Origin of the sequence: Spirilliplanes yamanashiensis (assembly GCF_016863475.1) — a bacterium.
GTDB classification, from domain to species: domain Bacteria; phylum Actinomycetota; class Actinomycetes; order Mycobacteriales; family Micromonosporaceae; genus Spirilliplanes; species Spirilliplanes yamanashiensis.
In genome coordinates, this window is record NZ_BOOY01000004.1 from 63,927 (window position 1) to 84,538 (window position 20,612).

Genomic DNA, 20,612 nt, shown 5'->3' on the forward strand with positions numbered 1-20,612 from the left:
CATCCTGCCACTCGTGGCCGGGCACCCGTTCTGGCCCGGCGTGCCTCGACCAGGCATGATTCTCAGTCAGGCGGGTGCGGGCCCGCGGCAGGTGAGGAGGAGCCGGTGGGGCGTCGCGGTTTGGGTTTCTGGCCGCGTGCGGTGGCCGGGCTGGTGAAGCCGACGCTCACCGTGTGGACGAGGCGCACGTGGACCGGCATGGAGAACCTGCCGGCGGACGGCCGCGGGGTGATCGTGGCGTCGAACCACGTCTCCCACTTCGACCCGCTGACCTGCTCGCACTTCATCTACGACGCGGGCCGCTGGCCGCAGTTCCTGGCCAAGGCGAGCGTCTTCAAGGTGCCGGTGATCGGCTGGATCATCACGCAGTGCCGGCAGATCCCGGTCGAGCGGGGCAGCGTCGAGGCGGCGCGGTCGCTCGACAAGCTGGTCGCCGCGCTGAAGGCCGGCGGCACGGTGGTCATCTACCCGGAGGGCACCACCACCAAGGAGCCCGGCCTGTGGCCGATGCGGGGCAAGACCGGGGTGGCGCGGCTGGCGCTGGCCACCGGCGCGCCCGTCGTCCCGATGGCGATGTGGGGTCCGCAGGACATCTTCGACCCGCGCAGCGGCAAGCTGTCGTTCCGGTGGCGCCGGCCGGTCAGCGTGACCGTCGGCAAGCCGGTCGACCTCAGCAAGTGGGAGGGCGCCGCGCCGACGCGGGCCACGCTCGACGAGATGACCGAGGCGATCATGCTGGAGATCCGCGGCCTGGTCGCCGGGCTGCGCCAGGAGGAGCCGCCGCCGCTGTACCGGCCGGGCTCGGGCGCGGCGCAGACCGGCGGTGAGTCGTGACCCGGGCCGCCGTGCTGGGGGCCGGCTCGTGGGGCACGGCGTTCGCGAAGGTGCTCGGCGACGCCGGCACGGACGTGACGATCTGGGCCCGTCGCGAGCGGGTGGCCGCGCACATCCGCGAGTACGGGGTCAACAACGAGTACCTGCCGTCGACCCGGCTGCCGGAGCGGGTCACGGCCACCAGCGACCCGGCCGAGGCGCTGAAGGGCGCCGACTTCGTGATCCTGTCGGTGCCGTCGCAGAGCCTGCGCGGCAACCTGGCCGACTGGGCTCCGCACATCGGCCCGGACGCCACGCTGGTGTCGCTGATGAAGGGCATCGAGCTGGGCACCACCAAGCGGATGAGTCAGGTGATCGTGGAGACGGCCGGGGTGCCCGCCGACCGGGTCGCCGTGGTGTCCGGCCCGAACCTGGCGCCCGAGATCGCCGCCGAGCAGCCGGCCGCCACGGTGGTCGCGTGCACCGACCTCGACCGGGCGACGGCGGTGCAGAACGCGATCACGACGCGGTACTTCCGGCCGTACACGAACACCGACGTGATCGGCTGCGAGCTGGGCGGCGCGGTGAAGAACGTGATCGCGCTGGCGTACGGCATCGCCACCGCCATGCGCCTCGGCGACAACATCAAGGCCGCCCTGATCACCCGGGGCCTGGCGGAGACGACCCGCCTGGGGGTGGCGCTGGGCGCCGACCCGATGACGTTCGCCGGGCTGGCCGGGATGGGCGACCTGGTGGGCACGTGCACGTCGCCGCTGTCGCGCAACCGCACGTTCGGCGAGCACCTGGGCCGCGGCGAGACGCTGGAGCAGGCGCAGGCGTCCACCCGGCAGACCGCGGAGGGCGTGAAGAGCTGCCTGGCGATCCGCGACCTGGCCCGCGCGCACGGCGTCGAGATGCCGATCACCGAGCAGGTCGAGCGGGTGTGCCACGAGGGCGTCGACCCGCGGGTGGCGCTGACGGACCTGATGAGCCGGGACACGAAGAGCGAATGAGCGGCTGGTCGGACGGCACCCGGGCGGTGCACGCGGGCCTGCCGGAGCCGGTGCCGGGGGCGCCGTTCCTGCCGGGGCCGGTGTTCGCGGCGCCGTACCACCTGGACCCGGTCGCCGGGCCGGGGGAGAACGGCTACGGCCGCCCGGACAACCCGACCCGGCGCGCCCTGGAGGCGGCGATCGGCGAGCTGGAGGGCGGCGCGGTGCGCGCGTTCGCCAGCGGCCAGGCGGCCATCAGCGCGTTGCTGCTGACGGTGCTGCGGCCGGGCGACACGGTGGTGCTGCCGTCGGACGGCTACTTCACGGTGCGCGCGTTCGCCGAGGCCGCGCTGGTGCCGCTCGGCGTCACGGTGGCCTACGCGCCGACGGCCGGGCCGTACCCGTCGTTCGCGGGCGCCCGGCTGGTGCTGTTCGAGACGCCGGCTAACCCCGGCCTGGACGTGTGCGACCTGCCGGCGGTGGCGGCCGCCGCCCGGGCCGCGGGCGCGCTGGTGGCCGTCGACAACACCACCGCCACCCCGCTCGGCCAGCGCCCGCTCGACCTGGGCGCGGACGTGGTGGTGGCGTCCGGCACCAAGGCGCTGACCGGCCACTCCGACGTGCTGCTGGGGTACGTGGCGACCCGCGACACCGCGCTGCTCGACCGGGTCACGACGTGGCGGGCGCAGACGGGCGGCGTCCCGGGCGCGTTCGACTGCTGGCTGGCGCACCGCTCGCTGGCCACCGTGGACCTGCGGCTGGCCCGGCAGACCGCGAACGCCGCCGCCGTGGCGGCCCTGCTGCGCGACCGCCCGGACGTCACGGGCGTGCGCTGGCCGGGCCTGGAGTCGGACCCGGCGTACCCGGTGGCGTCGGCGCAGATGCGGCGCATCCCCGGCATCGTCTCGTTCGACCTGGGCACGGCGGAGCGCACGGAGCGGTTCTTCGCGGCGTCGCGGCTGATCGCGGCGGCGACGTCGTTCGGCGGGCTGCACACCAGCGCCGACCGGCGCGCGCAGTGGGGCGACGACACCCCGCCGGGCTTCCTGCGGCTGTCCTGCGGGGTGGAGGACACCGCGGACCTGGTCGCCGACCTGACGGCGGCCCTGGACGCCTGACGGCCGGCCCATTCGGTACGGTTCGGACATGGTGGACAGTTCGTGGTCGAGCTTCTCCGGTGCGCACGTCGAGGCCCTCGCGCAGGGGGCGAGCTTCATGGCCGCGCCGGGTGAGCGCGACTGCCCCGCCTGCGGCGAGCGCTCCGTCCGGGCGTACCTGAGCGAGCCGGCCCGCGCCCGGCGTCCCACGCTGGTCAGCTACGTGTGGTGCCGCAGCTGCCACCGCTTCGTGGGCTCGCGCTCGGCGCGCCCGGCGGGCCTGACGTTCACCGACCCGCTGGCCGCCCTGGCGGCCGAGGAGCGCCGCGAGCTGGAGCGCACCCTGGTCGGCTTCCTCGGCCACCTCGACCGGCTGTGGGACGACGGCGTCCTCCCGCAGCGGTTCAGCGCCGCCTGACCTCCCGCGCGCTTGCGCCCGTTGCCGCCGCGGCGCTATGGTTCATTACATGAGTAATGAACCACTGAAGTAGAGGAGGCGCGATGTTCGACGATCGCAGCCCGATCTACCAGCAGATCGCGGACCGCATCAAGGACGACGTGCTCAGCGGCGCGCTCAAGGAGGACGAGCAGGTCATGTCGACCAACCAGTACGCGGCGTTCTTCCAGATCAACCCCGCCACCGCCGCCAAGGGCTTCGCCCAGCTGGTCGACGAGGGCGTGCTCTACAAGAAGCGCGGCATCGGCATGTTCGTCAGCCCCGACGCCCGCGAGAGGCTGCGCGCCGACCGCCGGTCCCGGTTCTTCGCCGAGGTGGTCGACCCGATGGTCGCCGAGGCCCGGGTGCTCGGCGTGCCGCTCGACGACGTGATCAAGCACATCAACGGGGGCTCCCGATGAGAATCACCGCCGACAACCTCACCCTGCGCTACGGCGACACGGTGGCGCTCGACGCCCTGACCGTCGACCTGCCCGCCGGCTCGATCTACGGCCTGCTCGGGCGCAACGGCTCCGGCAAGACCAGCCTGCTGTCGCTCATCGCCGGGCACCGCCGGCCCACCTCGGGCACCCTCACCGTCGGCGGCGCCGACCCGTTCGAGAACGCCGCCGTGATGGGCGGCACCGCGTTCGTCCGCGACGTCGTCGACGCCACCGACGCCGAGCCGGCCCGCGCCGCGCTGCGGTTCGCCGCCGACCTGCGGCCCACCTTCGACCTCGACTACGCCCACGACCTCGCCGGGCAGTTCGGCCTGCCGCTGGGCAAGGGCGTCGGCGGGCTGTCCCGCGGGCAGAAGTCCGCGCTCGGCGTCGTGCTCGGGCTCGCCGCCCGCACCCCGCTGACCATCTTCGACGAGGCGTACCTCGGCATGGACGCGCCGTCGCGGTACCTGTTCTACCGCCTGCTGCTCGACGACTACGTGGCCGACCCGCGCACCGTCATCCTGTCCACCCACCTCATCGAGGAGGTGGCCAACCTCTTCGAGAAGGTGCTGGTCATCGACCGCGGCCGGCTCGTCGCGTACGACGAGACCGACGAGCTGCGCGGCCGCGGCGTCACCGTCACCGGGCCCGCCGCCGCCGTCGACGCGTTCGTCGCCGGGCGCACCGTGCTCGGCGAGCAGCGCCTCGGCGGCACCCGCGCCGCCACCGTCTACGGCCGGCTCGACGCCGCCGACCGCGCCCGCGCCGCCGACGCCGGGCTCGACCTCGGGCCCGTCGGCCTGCAGGACCTGTTCGTCCACCTCACCGGCTCGGCCGCCGAGCCGCGCGCACAGGAGGCGCACCGATGAGCACCCACCCCGCGCTGCGGGTCCTCCGTAGCCTCGTCCGCGTCTACACCCGGGTCGCCGCCTGGTACTGGGGCATCATCGTGGCGATCGTCGTCGTCCTGGTCGCGGCGTTCGGCGTGCTCGACGAGGTGCGCATCAGCGGCTGGAGCAGCGTCACCACCTCCGCCGTGAAGTACTGGATCCTCTCCATCGGCGTCATGATGCCCACCGTCCACCTGAGGTTCTTCGTCGCCAACGGCATCACCCGGCGGCACTTCACGCTCGGCGCCGGCCTGTTCGGCATCGTGTTCGTCACCTCCTTCTCGCTGATCGGGCTCCTCGGCCACGCCGTCGAGCACCCGGTCTACGCGGCCGCCGGCTGGCTGGCGCAGCTCGACGAGCCGTACCTGGTCGGCTCCGTCGCCGACGGCGCCCTCTACCTCGCCCGCGCGATCCCGCTGCACCTCGTCCACTTCGTCGCCGGGGCGCTCATCGGCACCGGGTTCTACCGGTTCGGGGTGTGGCGCGGCATCGCCCTCATCCCGCCGTTCGCCGCGCTGATCGTGCTCGCCGAGGTGGGCTTCGGCTCCGAGTGGAACCCCTCCCTGACCGACGGGCCCGTGCCGTTCGCCGTCGCCTCCCTCGGCGCGCTGGCCCTGGCCGCCCTCGCCGGGCTGGCCGCCCGGACGCTGCTCGCCACCGTCCCCCTCAACCGCACCACCGCCTGAGAACGGAGCGACCCCTCGTGTCCGACATCGTCGTGAACCACCTCATGAAGCGCTACGGGTCCCGCACCGCCGTCCACGACGTGTCGTTCTCCGTCGAGCCCGGCGAGATCTTCGGCATCCTCGGCCCCAACGGCGCCGGCAAGACCACCACCGTCGAGGTGATCGCCGGGCTGCGCGACGCCGACGGCGGCGACGTCGAGGTGCTCGGCCTGCCGCCCACCGCCCCCGAGCTGCGCCACCAGGTCGGCGTGCAGCTGCAGGAGAGTTCCCTGCCCGACAAGCTGCGCGTCGCCGAGGCCCTCGGCCTGTACGCGTCGTTCCACCGCCACCCCGCCGACCCGGCCGAGCTGATCGACCGGCTCGGCCTCGGCGACAGGCGGGACACCGCGTACGCCGCCCTGTCCGGCGGGCAGAAGCAGCGGCTGTCCATCGCGCTGGCGCTCGTCGGCAACCCGCGCCTCGTGCTGCTCGACGAGCTGACCACCGGGCTCGACCCGGCCGCCCGGCGCGACACCTGGCAGCTCGTGCGCGACGTGCGGGACCGCGGCGTCACCGTCGTGCTCGTCACCCACGCCATGGAGGAGGCGCAGGAGCTGTGCGACCGCGTCGCCGTCATCGCCGCCGGGCGGGTGCGGGCCGTCGACACTCCGGCCGGGCTCGCCGGCGCGGTGGCGGGGGAGCAGCGGCTGCGCTTCGCCCTCACCGCACCGCTGCCCGACGCGCTGTTCACCGCCCTGCCCGAGGTCACCTCCGTGCGGCAGCACGGCCCGCAGACCGAGGTCACCGGCGCCGGCAACCTGCTGTTCGCCGTCGTCGGCCTGCTGTCGCGGCACGGCGCCGTCCCCACCGACCTGCGCCTCGACCAGCCGTCCCTCGACGACGCCTACCTGGCCCTCACCGCCGCCGACGACACCCTGCACGGGAGCCTCCGATGACCACCGCCACCCTGCGCCCGGCCCGGCCCGCCGGCACCACCCGCTCCGCGCTCGCCGCGATGACCCGCACCGGGGCCCGCCTGCTGCTGCGCGACCCGGGCGCCGCCTTCTTCGCCCTCGGCTTCCCCGCCCTGCTCGTCCTCGCCCTCGGCGCCGCCCTGCCCGGCTTCCGCGAGGCGGCCGACGACCTGGGCGGCCTGCGCCCCATCGACATCTACGTGCCGATCATCATCACGATGGCCGTCGCCACCTGCGGCCTCAACACCCTGCCCACCTACATCGCCGGCTACCGCGAGAAGGGCGTGCTGCGCCGCCTCGCCACCAGCCCCGTCCGGCCGGTGACCCTGCTCGGCGCCCAGCTGCTCGTCGCCCTGGTCGCGATGCTGGCCGCCGTGGCGATCGCCGTCGGCCTGGCACTGGCCGTTTGGCGGGTCGTCGCCCCGGCCGCACCGGCCCGGCTGCTGCTCGCGTTCGTCCTCGGCACCGCCGCCACCTTCGCCGTCGGCCTCGTCCTCGCGGCCGTCCTGCCCGACGCCCGCACCGCCGGCGGCGTGTCGATGCTCGTCTACTTCCCGATGCTGTTCTTCGCCGGCGTGTGGACCCCGGGCCCGATCATGCCGGACGCCGTCGCCGCCGTGGCCACGTTCACCCCGCTGGGCGCCCTGTCCCAGGCCATGCAGGACGCCTGGACCGGCGCCCCGGCCGACTGGGTCCCGTTCGCCGTCCTGGCCGCGTACACCGTGGGCCTGACCGCCCTGGCCGCCCGGCTGTTCCGCTGGCGGTGACCGGTCACGGCCGCAGCAGCTCGGCGAACTCCTGCAGCCAGCGGTACTGCGACTCGGTGTCCGGCACCGGCAGGCCGCGCGCCGCCGACATCGCCGCCAGCGCCTCGCCGACCGGCACCCCCAGCACCACCAGCGTCGAGCCGGCGACCAGGGTGGAGCGGCCGATCGCGGCGAAGCACTGGGCCACCACGTACCGCCCGGCCCGGACGTGGGCGGCCAGCCGGATCGCCAGTTGCAGCATCGCGTCCGGGTCGGGGGTGCCGCGGTCCGGGATGGGGAACGCCACGTACTCGATGCCCGCGGCCGCCGCCGCGGCGGGCGCGGCGTCGGCGCCCATGCGGCGGGCCTCCTCCGGGGTGAGCGCCGACACCAGGACGTCCACGCCGGCGGCGGCGAGCGCGGCCATCTCGGCGTCCAGCAGACTCCCGCCGCGCGGATGCCCCATCATGGCCATCCTGCCCGGGCCGGGCCGGGGAATCACGTGCAGTGCTGGGTTCATCGACGTTCCGTCCGTCAGAGCGCGATCCGCGTGTCCCGGAGTAGGGTCTCGTCCGTTGAACCTGGACAGCGGGCCCGCCCCGCGCCCGTCAGTGGGGGCGTGACCAGGCAGCTTAGCGATCACCAGCCCGGGGGCAAGAGCCCCGCCGTCGCCTGGAGGAGACGACCGCCGTGACGACCCCCCGCAGGACCCGAGTCGCCGTCGTGTTCGGTGGCCGCAGCACCGAGCACGCCATCTCGTGCGTCAGTGCCGGCAGCATCCTGTCCGCCCTCGACCCGGGCGAGTACGAGGTGGTTCCCGTCGGCATCACCCGCGCCGGCCGCTGGGTGCTCACCAGCGGCGACCCGGCGCGGCTGGCCATCGCCGACCGCACCCTGCCCGAGATCACCGACGACTCCGGCACCGCCGTCGTGCTGCCCGCCGACCCCACCGGCAACGGCCTCGTCGTGCTCGACCCGGCCGAGGGCGCCCGCGCGCTCGGCGACGTGGACGTCGTGTTCCCCGCCCTGCACGGCGCGTTCGGCGAGGACGGCACCATCCAGGGCCTGCTGGAGATGGCCGGGGTGCCCTACGTCGGGGCGAGCGTCTTCGCGTCCGCCGCCGCGATGGACAAGGAGTTCACCAAGAAGCTCGCCGCCGCCGCCGGCATCCCCGTCGGCGACCACGTCGTGCTGCGCGCCGGGGTGTCGCTCACCGAGGACGAGAAGGAACGCCTCGGCCTGCCCGTGTTCGTGAAGCCGTCGCGGGCCGGCTCGTCCACCGGCATCTCCCGCGTCACCGACTGGGCCGACCTGGACGCCGCCGTCGCCACCGCCCGGCAGATCGACCCGAAGGTGCTCGTCGAGGCCGCCATCGTCGGCCGCGAGATCGAGTGCGGCGTGCTGGAGGGCGAGGCCGGCGGCGCGCCCGAGGCGTCCCTGCTCGCTGAGATCGAGGTCGTCGCCGACCACGACTTCTACGACTTCGAGGCCAAGTACCTCGACAGCGCCTCGCGCTACAGCATCCCCGCCGACCTGCCCGACGACGTCACCCGCCAGGTCCAGGAGTACGCGCGCCGCACGTTCACCGCACTGGACTGCGCCGGCCTGGCCCGCGTCGACTTCTTCGTCACCGCCGACCACCAGGTGCTGCTCAACGAGATCAACACGATGCCCGGCTTCACGAGCCGCTCGATGTTCCCGCTGATGTGGGCCGCCACCGGCCTCGACTACCCGAAGCTCATCGACCGCCTGGTCCGCACCGCCCTGCGCCGCGGCACCGGCCTGCACTGACCGGGCGGGTCAGCCCCGGCAGCCCGACGGCACGTCCGTGATGGACCGGATCGAGCCCGCGACGCGCTTCGAGAACTCGTTGGCCCAGAAGCCGCGCTGCTCGTAGCTCGCCGGCACGGTGACCTGCACCGCGGTCTCCCGGTCGATGGCCGTGAAGACGGTGGCCCCGGGCTGCTCCGCCGGGTACCAGCACACCCCGTCCATCAGCAGCAGGTCGGCCGTCGGCGGCACCGCCGGCCGGGGCAGCCCGCAGGCCACCTGGATGGCCGGGTCGCCGTACGCGGCGTTCTGCTCCGGGCCGGCCGTGACCGGGCGGCGCGGCCGGTCGCGGACCGTGTCGGGCAGCTGCGACAGCAGCGCCCGGCAGGCGAGCGTGTCGCGCTCGCCGAGCTGCGGCGCGGCCATCTCCACCGGCGTCGTCGCCTGGACCCGCGACGGGGTCGGCTGCGGGGTGGCGGCCTCGCGGTTCTCGATCGCCGTCGACACGAGGAACCAGGCGACGAGCAGCGTGACGGGCACGGCCACCGCGGCCGCGACGAGCGCCGCCTTGCGGGTGCCCGGGTCGGGGGTGCGGGGCGGGGTGGGGGGCGTCACGGTGGCGGTCATCTCAGAGCTGGACCACCGAGCACGTCAGCGTGCGGGTGATGCCGCTGACGAGCTGGATCTTGCCCGCGACCAGCTTGCCGACCTCGTCGACACTGTGCCCGTCGACGAGCACGACCACGTCGTAGGGGCCGGTGACGGCGTCGACGCGCACGACGCCGGGAATCTCCCCGATCCGCGCGGCCACGTCACGCGCCTTTCCGACCTCGGTCTGGATGAGGATGTACGCCTGGACCACGAGAGCCGACTCCAATCCGCCGCCGGGGCGACCCGATCGTGAAACTACCGTACGGAGGGGGCCGGGGCGGCGGATGGTACGCAGGAGAAGGTGCGACATGTCGATGACCACACACCCCGAAGGCGGAGCGGACGCGTGACCATCTCGCAGATCGGCGAGTTCGGACTCATCCAGCGCGTCGTGCAGAAGCTCGAGATGGGCCCCACGTGCCTGCTGGGGCCCGGTGACGACGCCGCCGTGGTGGTGGCGCCCGACAGCCGCATCGTCGCCAGCACCGACGTCCTCGTGGAGGGCCGGCACTTCCGCCGCGACTGGTCGTCCGGCGCCGACGTGGGCCACCGGGCCGCCGCCGCCAACCTCGCCGACATCGCCGCCATGGGCGCCGCCCCCACCGCCCTGCTCGTCGGGCTGTGCGCGCCGCCCGACCTGGAGGTCGCCTGGGCCGAGGAACTGGCCGGCGGGCTGTCCGCCGAGGCGGGCCGGGTCGGCGCCAGCGTCGTCGGCGGCGACATGTCCGCCAGCCCCACCCTCGTCATCGCCGTGACCGCCCTCGGCGACCTGCGCGGCAACCGGCCCGTCGTGCGCAGCGGCGCCCGCCCCGGCGACGTCGTCGCCCTGGCGGGCCGCATCGGCTACGCCGCCGCGGGCTACACGGTGCTGTCGCGCGGCTTCCGCACCCCGAAACTGCTCGTGGAGGCGTTCCGGCGTCCCGAGGTGCCGTACTCGGCGGGGCTGGCGGCCGCCCGCATCGGCGCCACCGCGATGGTCGACGTCTCCGACGGCCTGCTGCAGGACCTCGGCCACATCGCGGCCGCCAGCGCCGTCGCCATCGACGTGACGGCGTCGGCGTTCGACGTGCCGTCCCAGATGCGCGACGCGGCGAGCGCCCTGGGCGTCGACCCGTACGCGTGGGTGCTGGCCGGCGGCGACGACCACGCCCTGGCGGCGACGTTCCCGCCGGACGTGGACCTGCCGTCGTACTGGCGCCGCATCGGCACGGTCACCGAGGGCGCCCCGGAGGTCACCGTCGACGGCAAGCCGTTCACGGGCCGCACAGGCTGGGACCACTTCAGATAAGTCGGCCGCCGCTCCGCGGCGGCGGCGGAACCCGACCTGGGCGCGGTGGTCGGGCTTCGTCGCCCCGCTCCTCGCAGGGCCTCCCGGCCGGCGCTCGTCGTAATGTTGCTTGCCGTGAGTGACATCGAGATCAAGGCCGTCGCGTTCGACTCGGCGGTCGCGCAGGCTCTCGTGACGGCGGCGCTGGCGGACCTCGGGCAGCGGTACGGCGGCAGTGGGGACGACACACCCGTGTCGGCGGCGGACTTCGAGCCGCCGCGGGGGACGTTCCTGGTGGCGTACGCCGGCGGCGAGCCCGTCGGGTGCGGGGCGTGGCGGCGGCACGGTGACGCGGCCGAGCTGAAGCGGATGTTCACCGCGCCCGCCGCCCGGGGCCGGGGTGTGGCGCGCCGGGTGCTGCGGGCCGTGGAGGACTCGGCCCGGGAGCACGGGCTCACCCGGATCGTCCTGGAGTGCGGCTGGAAGCAGCCGGAGGCCATCGCGCTGTACAAGTCGTCCGGGTACGACGTGATCGAGAACTTCGGGTTCTACAAGGATCACCCGGGCACGATCTCGTTCGGCCGGGACCTGTAGGCACGAAAAGCCGCCGCGCCCCTGCAGGGACGCGGCGGCTCACACAGCTGAGACCCGGAGGGTCAGGCGCGGACGACCTTGCCGGCCTTGATGCACGAGGTGCAGGCCTGGACCTTCTTGGTCGTCCCGCCACCGGCGGGGGTGCGCACCGACTGGATGTTCGGGTTCCAGCGACGGTTCGTCCGCCGGTGCGAGTGGGACACGTTGTGGCCGAAGCCCGGCCCCTTGCCGCAGACGTCGCACACGCTAGCCACGGGATACTCCTGGGATTGTCGAAAAACTGGAGGTCGCCACTGCGGGCAACCCGACCAGGTTACCCGACCCCGGCGGCCGACGGCGAATCGCCCCTGACCGCGGCCGGGTCCGGGCGGATGTCGGGGGCGATCAGTACGCTTTCTCCCGTGCCGGACACCTCGGAAGCGGCTGGCCCGCGCACCCTCGACGCGCTCACCACAAGCCGCTGGGCGCAGGCGGCGCTGGCCGTGCTGCGCGACCACCAGGCCGAGATCGATGCGCTGAACGTCTACCCGGTGCCTGACGGCGACACCGGCACGAATCTGGCGCTGACGTGGTCCGCGGCGTGCGAGGCGCTGGCGGCGGCCGGGCGGGGGTCGGCGCCGCTGCCGGTGCTGGCCCGCGGGGCGCTGCTGGGCGCCCGCGGCAACTCGGGCGTCATCGTGTCGCAGCTGCTCAAGGGGCTGGCCGACGCGCTGCCGGGCCCGTCGGCCACGGGCGCGGATCTGGCGCTGGCGCTGCGGGCGGCGGCCGACGCGGCCCGGGCGGCGGTGCACGCCCCGGTCGAGGGCACGGTGCTGACGGTGGCCGCCGCGGCCGCCGCGGGCGCCGCCCGGGCGGCCTCCGACGACCTGGTGACCACGGCCCGGGCCGCCGCGGCGGCGGCCGCCGAGGCGCTCGCGCGTACCCCCGAGCAGTTGGCCGTGCTCAAGGCCGCCGGCGTCGTCGATGCCGGCGGGCGCGGGTTGTGCCTGATCCTCGACGCGCTGGTGGCGACCCTGACGGGCGTGCCGGTGCCGGCGGCGCCCGCGCAGCCGCCGGCGGCCGCGGTGGTGCCGCACGTGGCCGGGGCGTACGGCTACGAGGTGCAGTACCTGCTGGAGGCGAAGGCCCCGGCCGTGGACGCGCTGACCGAGCGGCTGGCCGCGATCGGCGACTCGCTGATCGTCGTCGGCGACGAGCCCACCTGGAACGTGCACGTGCACACCGACGACATCGGCGCGGCCGTCGAGGCGGGGGTGGAGGCGGGCCGCCCGTACCGGATCAGCGTCACCCGGCTGCCCGAGCCGGCGCGGCCGCCCGCCGCCGACAAGGCGGCGGTGGTGATGGCCGCGGGCGAGGGGCTGGCGGCGCTGTTCGCCGCCGAGGGTGCCGCGGTGGTGGGCGGCAACCCGTCGACGGCCGAGGTGCTCGACGCGATCCGCGGCACCGGCTCCAGCCGGGTGGTGCTGCTGCCGAACGACCCGAACCGGCACGCCGTCGCCGGCGTCGCCGCGCGCGAGGCCGCCGCGGACGGCGTCCGGGTGAGCGTCGTGCCGACCCGCTCGCCGGTGCAGGCGCTGGCGGCGCTGGCGGTGCGCGACCCGGCGCGGCCGTTCTCCGACGACGTCATCGCGATGGCCGAGGCGGCGGGCGCCTGCCGGTACGGGGAGGTGTGCCGGGCGACGCGCGAGGCGTTCACCGTGGCCGGGCGCTGCCGCCCCGGCGACGTGCTCGGCCTGGTCGACGGCGAGGTGCACGTCATCGGCGGCGACCTGACCGACGTGTCGCGCGACCTGCTCGACCGCATGCTCGGCGGCGGCGGCGAGCTCGTCACGCTCGTCGTCGGCGCGGACGCCCCGCCCGGGTTCGGGGAGGCGCTGCGCGAGCACGTCGAGCGGCGCTGGCCGTTCGCCGAGGTGCACAGCTACGCGGGCGGGCAGCCCATGTTCCCTCTGCTGGTGGGTGTGGAGTGACGGACAGACTGACGGTGGACGTGCCCCTGGGCAAGATCCTCGGCAAGACCGCCGACGCGCTCGGCAAGCACCTCGACCTGCACACGGTCGGCGACCTGGTGTACCACTTCCCGCGCCGCTACGACGAGCGCGGCGAGCACACCGACATGCGCGCGCTGACCGTCGGCGAGGACGTCACGCTGATGGCGCAGGTGATCCGCACGTCGGTGCGGCCGATGCGCCAGCGCAAGGGCCAGATGCTGGAGATCACCATCGGCGACGGCTCGGGCGCCACCCTGACGTGCACGTTCTTCAACCAGGCGTGGCGCGAGCGGGAGCTGCGGCAGGGCCGGTGGGGGCTGTTCGCGGGCAAGGTGACGGAGTTCCGCGGCAAGCGCCAGCTCAACGGCCCCGACTACATGCTGCTGGCGGCCGACGGTTCGGTGGACGCCGAGGCCGAGATCGAGGAGTTCGCGGGCGCGCTGATCCCCGTCTACCCGGCGGCGGCGGCCGTTCCGACGTGGACGATCGCGCGCTGCGTCAAGACGGTGCTGGACGTGTTCGAGGCGCCCGCCGACCCGCTGCCGGGCACGCTGCGCGCCACCCACAACCTCATCGGCCTGGACCGGGCCCTGCGCGAGATCCACCGCCCGACCGCCCAGGATGACCTGGCGAAGGCGAAGCGCCGGCTGAAGTGGGACGAGGCGTTCGCCGTGCAGGTGACGCTCGTGCAGCGGCGGGCCCGCGCGGCCGCGTCCCCGGCGGTGGCCCGGCCGCGGCGCGCCGACGGGCTGCTGGCCGCGTTCGACGCCACCATGCCGTTCGAGCTGACCCGCGGCCAGCAGGACGTCGGCGAGGAGATCGCCGCCGACCTGGGCCGCGGCCACCCCATGCACCGGCTGCTGCAGGGCGAGGTCGGCTCCGGCAAGACGCTGGTCGCCGTCCGCGCGATGCTGCAGGCCGTCGACGCGGGCGGCCAGGCCGCGCTGCTCGCCCCCACCGAGGTCCTCGCCGCGCAGCACCACCGCGGCATCGCCGGGCTGCTCGGCCCGCTCGGCCGCGCCGGCGAACTCGACGGCGACGCCCGCGGCACCCGCATCGCCCTGGTCACCGGCTCGCTCGGCGCGGCGGCGAAACGCCGCGCGCTGGCCGAGATCGCCGACGGCAGCGCCGGCATCGTCGTGGGCACCCACGCCCTGCTGTACGAGGGCGTCGACTTCCACGACCTCGGCCTCGTCGTCGTCGACGAGCAGCACCGCTTCGGCGTCGAGCAGCGCGACGCGCTGCGCGCCAAGGCCGGCCAGCCCCCGCACGTGCTGGTCATGACCGCCACCCCGATCCCGCGCACGGTCGCCATGACCGTGTACGGCGACCTGGAGGTGTCCACGCTGTCCCAGCTGCCGCGCGGCCGCTCGCCGATCGCGTCGCACCTGGTGCCGGCCGCCGAGAAACCCGCCTACCTCGACCGGGCCTGGCGGCGCATCCGCGAGGAGGTCGCCGCCGGCCACCAGGCGTACGTGGTGTGCCCGCGCATCGGCGCCACCACCTCCGACGCCGAGGAGGAACCGCCCGGCGACGACGAGTCCGCCCGCCGCCCCCCGCTCGCCGTCACCGAGGTCGCCCCGCTGCTCGCCGAGGGCCCTCTCGCCGGCCTGCGCATCGGCGTCCTGCACGGCAAGCTGCCCGCCGACGAGAAGGACGCCGTCATGCGCACCTTCGCCGCCGGCGACCTCGACGTGCTCGTCGCCACCACCGTCATCGAGGTCGGCGTCGACGTCCCCAACGCCACCGTCATGGTCATCATGGACGCCGACCGGTTCGGCGTCAGCCAGCTCCACCAGCTGCGCGGCCGCGTCGGCCGCGGCGCGGCCCCCGGCCTGTGCCTGCTCGTCACCGAGGCCCCCGAGGGCTCCGCCGCCCGCGAACGCCTCGACGCCGTCGCCTCCACCACCGACGGCTTCAAACTCGCCGAACTCGACCTGGAACAGCGCCGCGAGGGCGACGTCCTCGGCGCCAGCCAGTCCGGCCGCCGCTCCCACCTGCGCCTGCTGTCCCTGCTGCGCGACGCCAAACTCATCGGCGAGGCCCGCGCCGCCGCCGACGACCTCATCGCCGACGACCCCGCCCTGACCAAGCACCCGGCCCTGGCGGCCTCCGTGTCCGCGCTCGTCGACGCCGAGCGCGCCGAATACCTGGAGAAGGGATGATCCTGCACTTCTGCCCCCGCGCGGCGTGGCAGCCGCCCGCCCCGTACGCGTCCGACACCCTCGACACCGAGGGCTTCATCCACTGCTCCACCACGGCCCAGGTGACCACCCCGGCGAACGCCCTGGCCCGCGGCCGCACCGACCTGATCCTGCTGGAGATCGACGAGTCCAAGCTGGACGTCCCGCTGCGCTGGGAGGACGGCTCCCCGCCGGACCCGACGGGCGCCCTGTTCCCGCACGTGTACGGACCGATCCCGGCTGACGCGGTCGTCGCCGTCCACGACTTCCCACCGGGCCCGGACGGCCGCTTCACCCTCCCACCGGGCCTGACGGAACGCTGAGGCGCACCGCTTCACCGGTCTCCGGCACGTCAGCCGCCGTCGGCCGCCCACGCCGCGAGCAGCTCGCGTTCGTACGCCGGGCTGAGGCCCGCCGGCCGGTCCCGGTCGAGGCCCTCGGCGCGTTCCCACGCCAGCGTGTCGGCGAGCATCTCCTCGCGCGGGCGGTGCGTCAGGCCCGTCGCGGCCGCCTTCGCGCCCGAGCGGGCCGACCAGCCCTCCCAGCCCGGCTCGACGAGCCACATGGCCAGCGAGTCGGGGCCCATGAACTGTTCCACCGAACGTTCGACGAGCCACGACGCCGGCACCCGCACCTCGGCGCCGTCGTGGCCGCCGACGCTGCGGCTCATCTCCACCCACGCCCCGAACGCCACGACCGGGCCGACCGCGTCGTAGACCCCGGTGCGGCCCGCGGTCGCGGAGGCCAGCAGCCACGCGCTGAGGTCCCGCACGTCGACGACCTGCGTCGGCACGTCCGGGGTGTCGGGCACCAGCATCGGCTCGTGCGGGGCGCGGGCGGCGCGGGCCACCCACGCGCCCGACCGTCCGGTGTGGTCGCCGGGGCCGCCGATGAGCCCGGACCGCGCGACCAGCAGCCGGTCACCCACCGCCGCCTCGGACGCCAGCTCGCACGCCACCTTCGCCTCGCCGTACAGCTCCCGGTCCACCGTGTCACGATCGGTGGCGTCGCGGCGCGGGAACGTCTCGTCGGCGCCGGGGGTGTCGAAGGCGGCGTACGCGTTGCCCGACGACACGTACGTCCAGTGCCCGGCACGCTCGCCGAGGGCGGCCAGGGCGTCCCGGACGAACCCCGGCTGCCAGGACACCTCCACCACGGCGTCCCAGTCGCGCCCGCGCACCGCGTCGTACGCGCCCGGCTCGGCCCGGTCGGCCACCACCAGCTCCGCGCCGGGAGCCGTCGCACCACTGTGGCCGCGCGCCAGGCACGTGACGCGGTCGCCGCGCTCGAGGGCCTGCCGCGCGAGCTGCCGGCCGAGCCACTGGGTGCCGCCGAGGATCAGGACGTCCATGCCGCCAGCAGACCACCGGCCCGGGCGCGCCCACAACGCGGTTCACCACGGGCTGAAAAGCGGGAGGCCCGCCGACCGGTCACGGTCGGCGGGCCTCCACGGGCCTCACGTGGATCAGGCGGTGAAGTTCACCCGGCGGCGTCGGGCCAGGAAGAACAGGACCGCACCCACGGCGAGCAGCACACCGGCGCCGATGGCGACACCGGTCACGGCCACACCGGTCACGGGCAGGTCGCCACCGTCACCGCCACCCGAACCGGGGGCGGTCGGGACCGGGCTCGGGGTCACCGTCTCGCTGGGCGAGGGGGTGGGGGTGGCCTCGGTCGGCGGCGTGGTGGTGGGGGTGGTGGTCGGGGTCGTCGTCGGCGTCGTGGTGGGCGTCGTCGTCGGCGAGGTGGTGGTCGGCGTGGGCGTCGGCTCCGGGTCGCACTTGTTGGGCCGCTTCGCCTTCGCGACGCCGGTCCAGTGCGGGTTCTTGCTCTTGTCCGCCTCCGTGGAGCCCTTCTTGCCCTTGGCGAACCACTCGATGCGGATGCTGATGCCGGCTTCCTCGACCGAGTTCGGCAGCGTCTGCGTGGCGGTCAGCGCGCCGTTGATGGCGACGACGTCGAGCTCCTCGATGCCCGTGGCGGCGTGCTCGGCCGGCAGCGACACGAACTCCGTGACGGTGCCCTCACGGGAGGTGTCGATCGTCTGGATCGTCCAGTCGACGGTCCACGTGCCGTCCTTCTTCTGGCACTTGGTGTCCTTGGTGATCTCGCCGTGGTGGGCGCTGGCGGGCGCGGCGAAGGCCACAGCTCCGGCCACGCCGATCAGCGCGCTGGCCGCGAGGGCCGCCGTGCGGCGGAGCGAGGTGTTGAGCAGGTTCACGCGTACTCCTGGGTTGGGGAAAATCAGGGGTACGGCGCAAGGAGACGAGAACCGCAACCCAGGGGTGCGGCCCGCGACGACGCCTCCCCACGTCGTCCTCCGATGGCAGAGCCACCGGCACAGGGGCCGACCATAGTGGCTCCATGGAAACCGGGAAATCTCTCAACGCCTCTTAAGCGTCTTGATATCCATTCGTGACCGTTGTTGGACCGTCCGCACCGCATCGAACGCGGTGAGTGAGAACCGCCCCGGGGAAACGGGCACCACGCACTGCCCGGTCAGGGTCTGGTGGCGTAGCGTCGTGGCGTGATAAACGCAGCTCGGGAAGGGCGACGGTGACCCGGATCATCGCCGGAGCGCAGGGCGGGCGGCGGCTCGCGGCCCCGCCGGGGGCCGGCACGCGGCCGACGTCCGATCGCGTGCGCGAGGCGCTGTTCAGTGCGCTGGAGACGTTGACGGACCTCGACGGGGCGCGGGTGCTGGACCTGTACGCGGGGTCCGGCGCCGTCGGCCTGGAGGCGGTGTCGCGCGGGGCCGCGCACGCGCTGCTGGTCGAGCACGACGCCCGCGCCGCCCGCGTCATCCGGGACAACATCCGGGCGCTCGGCGTCGCCGACCGGGCCCGGCTGGTGACGACGAAGGTGGCGCAGGCGCTGGCCACCCCGCCGGCGGACGGCGGCTACGACGTCGTGTTCGCCGACCCCCCGTACCCGATGACCGACGACGAGGTGGCCGCGGCGCTGACGGCGCTGACGCGGCAGGCGTGGCTCGCGGACGACGCGGTGGTGGTGGTCGAGCGGGGCAGCCGGGGCCCGGCGCTGAGCTGGGTGGACGGCATCACCGCCGAGCGCAGTCGCCGGTACGGCGAGACCACCCTTTGGTACGGTCGGCGATCATGAGACGTGCGGTGTGCCCCGGCTCGTTCGACCCGGTGACGAACGGCCACCTCGACATCGTCGGCCGGGCCAGCCGGCTGTTCGACGAGGTGATCATCGGCGTCCTCATCAACCAGTCGAAGACCGGCCTGTTCACCATCGACGAGCGCATCGAGATGCTGCGCGAGGTGACGGCCGCGTACGGCAACGTGCGGGTCGAGTCGTTCCGGGGGCTGCTCGTCGACTTCTGCCGCGCGCAGCAGGCCGCCGTCGTCGTCAAGGGCCTGCGCGCGGTCAGCGACTTCGACTACGAGTTGCAGATGGCGCAGATGAACATCGGCCTCGCCGGGGTGGAGACACTGTTCATGCCGACGAACCCGTTGTATTCGTTCCTGTCGTCCAGCCTCGTCAAGGAGGTCGCGAAGTGGGGCGGCGACGTCTCGGCGCACATCCCCGACGCGGTGGGCGAGCGGCTCGCGAAGCGGCTGCGGCAGACCTGAGCGCGCCACGCCGGGGCGGCGATGATCGACGCACCCGTGGCAGCCGCGCCGCATGATGTGGGTGGCAGTAAGTTGACCGGGGCACAGCGAGGGGTACCGGTGGACGACGGGAGAAGTGAGGCGACGGTGGATCCGCTCGACCGCATCGACGAGATCATCGCCATGGTGGAGCAGGCACGCTCGGTTCCCATGTCGCGCACCAACTTCATGTTCGACCGCGGCGAGATGATCCAGATTTTGGACGAGCTGCGCGCCGAGCTGCCGGGCGACCTGCGCAAGGCCGCCGCCCTGCTCGAGGAGCGCGACCGGATCATCGACCGGGGCAAGCGCGAGGCCGACCGGATCATCAGCGAGGGCGAGACCGAGCACGCGCGGCTGGTCAGCGTGAACGAGATCACGGTGTCGGCCGAGCACGAGGCCGCCCGGATCATCGCCGAGGCGCGCACCGAGGCGCAGCGGCTGCGCGAGGAGGTCGACGACTACGTCGACACCGCGCTGGCCAACTTCGAGCAGTTCCTGACCAGGGCGCTGGCGTCGATAGAGCGCGGCCGGGACAAGATGCACGCGCTGCGCGAGATCGGCACGTTCGTCGGGGAAGAGAACGAGCGCCCGCTGCCGTTCTAGACGGCGGCCCGGTTCGACGGTGCGGGTCCTGCTCAGGTAACCTTTCCCGTCGGCCCTTCTCGTGGCCGGAGTTCACTATGCCTAAACCTTCGCAGACACACCTTGACCCCAGGTCGCCGCTGGTCCTCGACACGAGGGAACTGCCGCGCCGTCCTGGAGCCATGCGTACGGTCAGCCGGGTGGTCGCGGCGCCGGTGGACCTCGGCGTGGAGATGATCGGCGTTCCCGAGGGTTCCGACCTCAGCCTCGACCTGCGGCTGGAGTCGGTGTCCGAGGGCGTTCTCGTCAGCGGTGCCGTCAGCGGCACCGTCACCGGCGAGTGCGGGCGTTGCCTGCGCGCGATCACCGACTCGTTCGACGTCACGATCCAGGAGCTGTACGCCTACGAGCACAGCACCACGGACGAGACGACGGAGGAGGACGAGGTCGGCCGGATGCAGGGCGACCTGATCGACCTTGAACCGGCGGTCCGGGACGCGGTGGTGCTCACGCTGCCGACGAACCCGCTCTGCCGGCCCGACTGCCCAGGGTTGTGCCCCGACTGCGGGGCGCACTTCGACGAGCTGCCGGCCGACCACAGCCACGAGCTCGCCGACTCCCGCTGGGCCGCTTTGCGCAACCTGTCGAATTCTGAGGAGTGACCGTGGCCGTCCCGAAGCGCAAGATGTCGCGCAGCAACACCCGCTCGCGCAGGGCGAACTGGAAGGTGAGCGCGGTCGCGACCGTCGCCTGCCCGCAGTGCAAGTCGCCGAAGCTGCCGCATGCCGCGTGCTCGACGTGCGGCACGTACAACGGCCGCCAGGTCCTCGAGGTCTGAGCGCCGGTTGACGCACCCGGTCACGGGCCGGGTCGCACCTGCGCAGCGGCGATCGCCCGGTGC

General features: G+C 74.2%; 26 protein-coding genes. 20 read left to right on the forward strand and 6 right to left on the reverse strand.

Annotated elements, in window-relative coordinates; all coding sequences use genetic code 11:
- The first annotated feature begins 105 nt into the window (after positions 1–105).
- The 9 genes from Sya03_RS03855 (at position 106) to Sya03_RS03895 (ending at position 7,077) form a co-directional block, all read left to right on the forward strand.
- Entirely contained in the window at positions 106–834 is a 729-nt protein-coding gene (locus Sya03_RS03855; protein ID WP_203936744.1) for a lysophospholipid acyltransferase family protein, read from the forward strand.
- Entirely contained in the window at positions 831–1,826 is a 996-nt protein-coding gene (locus Sya03_RS03860) for an NAD(P)H-dependent glycerol-3-phosphate dehydrogenase (RefSeq protein WP_203936745.1), read from the forward strand. Before Sya03_RS03855 ends, Sya03_RS03860 begins: the two co-directional genes overlap by 4 nt.
- Positions 1,823–2,923: a cystathionine gamma-lyase gene (locus Sya03_RS03865; RefSeq protein ID WP_203936746.1), complete on the forward strand. Its 1,101-nt coding sequence runs from the start codon at positions 1,823–1,825 to the stop codon at positions 2,921–2,923. The genes Sya03_RS03860 and Sya03_RS03865 overlap by 4 nt, the downstream gene beginning before the upstream one ends.
- A 28-nt stretch (positions 2,924–2,951) precedes the next feature.
- Positions 2,952–3,320 carry a hypothetical protein gene (locus Sya03_RS03870; RefSeq protein WP_203936747.1) on the forward strand — a complete coding sequence of 123 codons (369 nt, stop codon included), beginning with the start codon at positions 2,952–2,954 and terminating at the stop codon, positions 3,318–3,320.
- 83 nt (positions 3,321–3,403) lie between these two features.
- On the forward strand, positions 3,404–3,760 hold the full coding sequence (locus Sya03_RS03875; RefSeq protein ID WP_203936748.1) for a GntR family transcriptional regulator: 357 nt from the start codon (positions 3,404–3,406) through the stop codon (positions 3,758–3,760).
- Positions 3,757–4,650: an ATP-binding cassette domain-containing protein gene (locus Sya03_RS03880; RefSeq protein ID WP_203936749.1), complete on the forward strand. Its 894-nt coding sequence runs from the start codon at positions 3,757–3,759 to the stop codon at positions 4,648–4,650. Before Sya03_RS03875 ends, Sya03_RS03880 begins: the two co-directional genes overlap by 4 nt.
- Positions 4,647–5,357: a hypothetical protein gene (locus Sya03_RS03885; RefSeq protein ID WP_203936750.1), complete on the forward strand. Its 711-nt coding sequence runs from the start codon at positions 4,647–4,649 to the stop codon at positions 5,355–5,357. Before Sya03_RS03880 ends, Sya03_RS03885 begins: the two co-directional genes overlap by 4 nt.
- A gap of 17 nt (positions 5,358–5,374) precedes the next feature.
- A complete protein-coding gene (locus Sya03_RS03890) occupies positions 5,375–6,292 on the forward strand; it encodes an ABC transporter ATP-binding protein (RefSeq protein WP_203936751.1) in 918 nt (305 codons plus the stop codon).
- Positions 6,289–7,077, forward strand: a complete 789-nt coding sequence (locus Sya03_RS03895) for an ABC transporter permease (protein WP_203936752.1) — start codon at positions 6,289–6,291, stop codon at positions 7,075–7,077. The genes Sya03_RS03890 and Sya03_RS03895 overlap by 4 nt, the downstream gene beginning before the upstream one ends.
- A gap of 4 nt (positions 7,078–7,081) precedes the next feature.
- Here the strand turns inward: Sya03_RS03895 and Sya03_RS03900 are convergent, their stop codons facing one another.
- Positions 7,082–7,522, reverse strand: coding sequence for a protein-tyrosine phosphatase family protein (locus tag Sya03_RS03900; RefSeq protein WP_203936753.1), 441 nt, complete (start codon positions 7,520–7,522; stop codon positions 7,082–7,084).
- Positions 7,523–7,746: 224 nt separating this feature from the next.
- Here Sya03_RS03900 and Sya03_RS03905 point away from each other — a divergent pair, with 224 nt between their 5' ends.
- The gene (locus Sya03_RS03905) at positions 7,747–8,847 is read left to right on the forward strand and encodes a D-alanine--D-alanine ligase family protein (protein ID WP_203936754.1); all 1,101 of its coding nucleotides are present in this window, start codon (positions 7,747–7,749) and stop codon (positions 8,845–8,847) included.
- 9 nt (positions 8,848–8,856) lie between these two features.
- Here Sya03_RS03905 and Sya03_RS03910 read toward each other — a convergent pair whose 3' ends face one another.
- Both Sya03_RS03910 and Sya03_RS03915 read right to left on the reverse strand, forming a co-directional pair.
- Positions 8,857–9,453 carry a DUF3515 domain-containing protein gene (locus tag Sya03_RS03910; RefSeq protein ID WP_203936755.1) on the reverse strand — a complete coding sequence of 199 codons (597 nt, stop codon included), beginning with the start codon at positions 9,451–9,453 and terminating at the stop codon, positions 8,857–8,859.
- Position 9,454: 1 nt separating this feature from the next.
- Complete coding sequence (locus tag Sya03_RS03915) at positions 9,455–9,688, reverse strand: Lrp/AsnC family transcriptional regulator (protein ID WP_203936756.1); 234 nt, start codon at positions 9,686–9,688, stop codon at positions 9,455–9,457.
- 135 nt (positions 9,689–9,823) lie between these two features.
- Here Sya03_RS03915 and Sya03_RS03920 point away from each other — a divergent pair, with 135 nt between their 5' ends.
- Both Sya03_RS03920 and Sya03_RS03925 read left to right on the forward strand, forming a co-directional pair.
- The gene (locus Sya03_RS03920; protein ID WP_203936757.1) at positions 9,824–10,765 is read left to right on the forward strand and encodes a thiamine-phosphate kinase; all 942 of its coding nucleotides are present in this window, start codon (positions 9,824–9,826) and stop codon (positions 10,763–10,765) included.
- A gap of 102 nt (positions 10,766–10,867) precedes the next feature.
- Positions 10,868–11,338 carry a GNAT family N-acetyltransferase gene (locus tag Sya03_RS03925; RefSeq protein ID WP_370872118.1) on the forward strand — a complete coding sequence of 157 codons (471 nt, stop codon included), beginning with the start codon at positions 10,868–10,870 and terminating at the stop codon, positions 11,336–11,338.
- A gap of 62 nt (positions 11,339–11,400) precedes the next feature.
- On the opposite strand, the gene rpmB is transcribed toward Sya03_RS03925, so the two are convergent.
- A complete protein-coding gene (rpmB, locus tag Sya03_RS03930; protein ID WP_203936759.1) occupies positions 11,401–11,592 on the reverse strand; it encodes a 50S ribosomal protein L28 in 192 nt (63 codons plus the stop codon).
- 147 nt (positions 11,593–11,739) lie between these two features.
- On the opposite strand from rpmB, the gene fakA reads away from it, so the two are divergent.
- The 3 genes from fakA to Sya03_RS03945 are packed head-to-tail and all read left to right on the forward strand — an operon-like array spanning position 11,740 to position 15,835.
- A complete protein-coding gene (fakA, locus tag Sya03_RS03935) occupies positions 11,740–13,308 on the forward strand; it encodes a fatty acid kinase ATP-binding subunit FakA (protein ID WP_503167684.1) in 1,569 nt (522 codons plus the stop codon).
- The gene (gene recG, locus Sya03_RS03940) at positions 13,305–15,494 is read left to right on the forward strand and encodes an ATP-dependent DNA helicase RecG (RefSeq protein WP_203936761.1); all 2,190 of its coding nucleotides are present in this window, start codon (positions 13,305–13,307) and stop codon (positions 15,492–15,494) included. Before fakA ends, recG begins: the two co-directional genes overlap by 4 nt.
- Positions 15,491–15,835, forward strand: coding sequence for a DUF952 domain-containing protein (locus tag Sya03_RS03945; protein ID WP_203936762.1), 345 nt, complete (start codon positions 15,491–15,493; stop codon positions 15,833–15,835). Before recG ends, Sya03_RS03945 begins: the two co-directional genes overlap by 4 nt.
- Before the next feature lie 29 nt (positions 15,836–15,864).
- On the opposite strand, the gene Sya03_RS03950 is transcribed toward Sya03_RS03945, so the two are convergent.
- Both Sya03_RS03950 and Sya03_RS03955 read right to left on the reverse strand, forming a co-directional pair.
- A complete protein-coding gene (locus Sya03_RS03950) occupies positions 15,865–16,863 on the reverse strand; it encodes an NAD-dependent epimerase/dehydratase family protein (RefSeq protein ID WP_203936763.1) in 999 nt (332 codons plus the stop codon).
- A 114-nt stretch (positions 16,864–16,977) separates the two neighbouring features.
- Positions 16,978–17,733 (reverse strand): LPXTG cell wall anchor domain-containing protein, encoded by a 756-nt coding sequence (locus Sya03_RS03955; protein ID WP_203936764.1) that lies wholly within the window; start codon positions 17,731–17,733, stop codon positions 16,978–16,980.
- A 335-nt stretch (positions 17,734–18,068) separates the two neighbouring features.
- Between Sya03_RS03955 and rsmD the strand changes: the two genes are divergently transcribed.
- The 5 genes from rsmD (at position 18,069) to rpmF (ending at position 20,549) form a co-directional block, all read left to right on the forward strand.
- Positions 18,069–18,632 (forward strand): 16S rRNA (guanine(966)-N(2))-methyltransferase RsmD, encoded by a 564-nt coding sequence (gene rsmD / locus Sya03_RS03960; RefSeq protein ID WP_203936765.1) that lies wholly within the window; start codon positions 18,069–18,071, stop codon positions 18,630–18,632.
- Positions 18,629–19,108, forward strand: a complete 480-nt coding sequence (gene coaD, locus Sya03_RS03965; RefSeq protein ID WP_203936766.1) for a pantetheine-phosphate adenylyltransferase — start codon at positions 18,629–18,631, stop codon at positions 19,106–19,108. The genes rsmD and coaD overlap by 4 nt, the downstream gene beginning before the upstream one ends.
- Before the next feature lie 126 nt (positions 19,109–19,234).
- A complete protein-coding gene (locus Sya03_RS03970; protein WP_203936767.1) occupies positions 19,235–19,732 on the forward strand; it encodes an ATP synthase subunit B family protein in 498 nt (165 codons plus the stop codon).
- Positions 19,733–19,809: 77 nt separating this feature from the next.
- Positions 19,810–20,373 carry a YceD family protein gene (locus Sya03_RS03975; RefSeq protein ID WP_203936768.1) on the forward strand — a complete coding sequence of 188 codons (564 nt, stop codon included), beginning with the start codon at positions 19,810–19,812 and terminating at the stop codon, positions 20,371–20,373.
- Between the two features lie 2 nt (positions 20,374–20,375).
- Entirely contained in the window at positions 20,376–20,549 is a 174-nt protein-coding gene (gene rpmF, locus Sya03_RS03980) for a 50S ribosomal protein L32 (protein WP_203936769.1), read from the forward strand.
- Positions 20,550–20,612 lie beyond the last annotated feature (63 nt).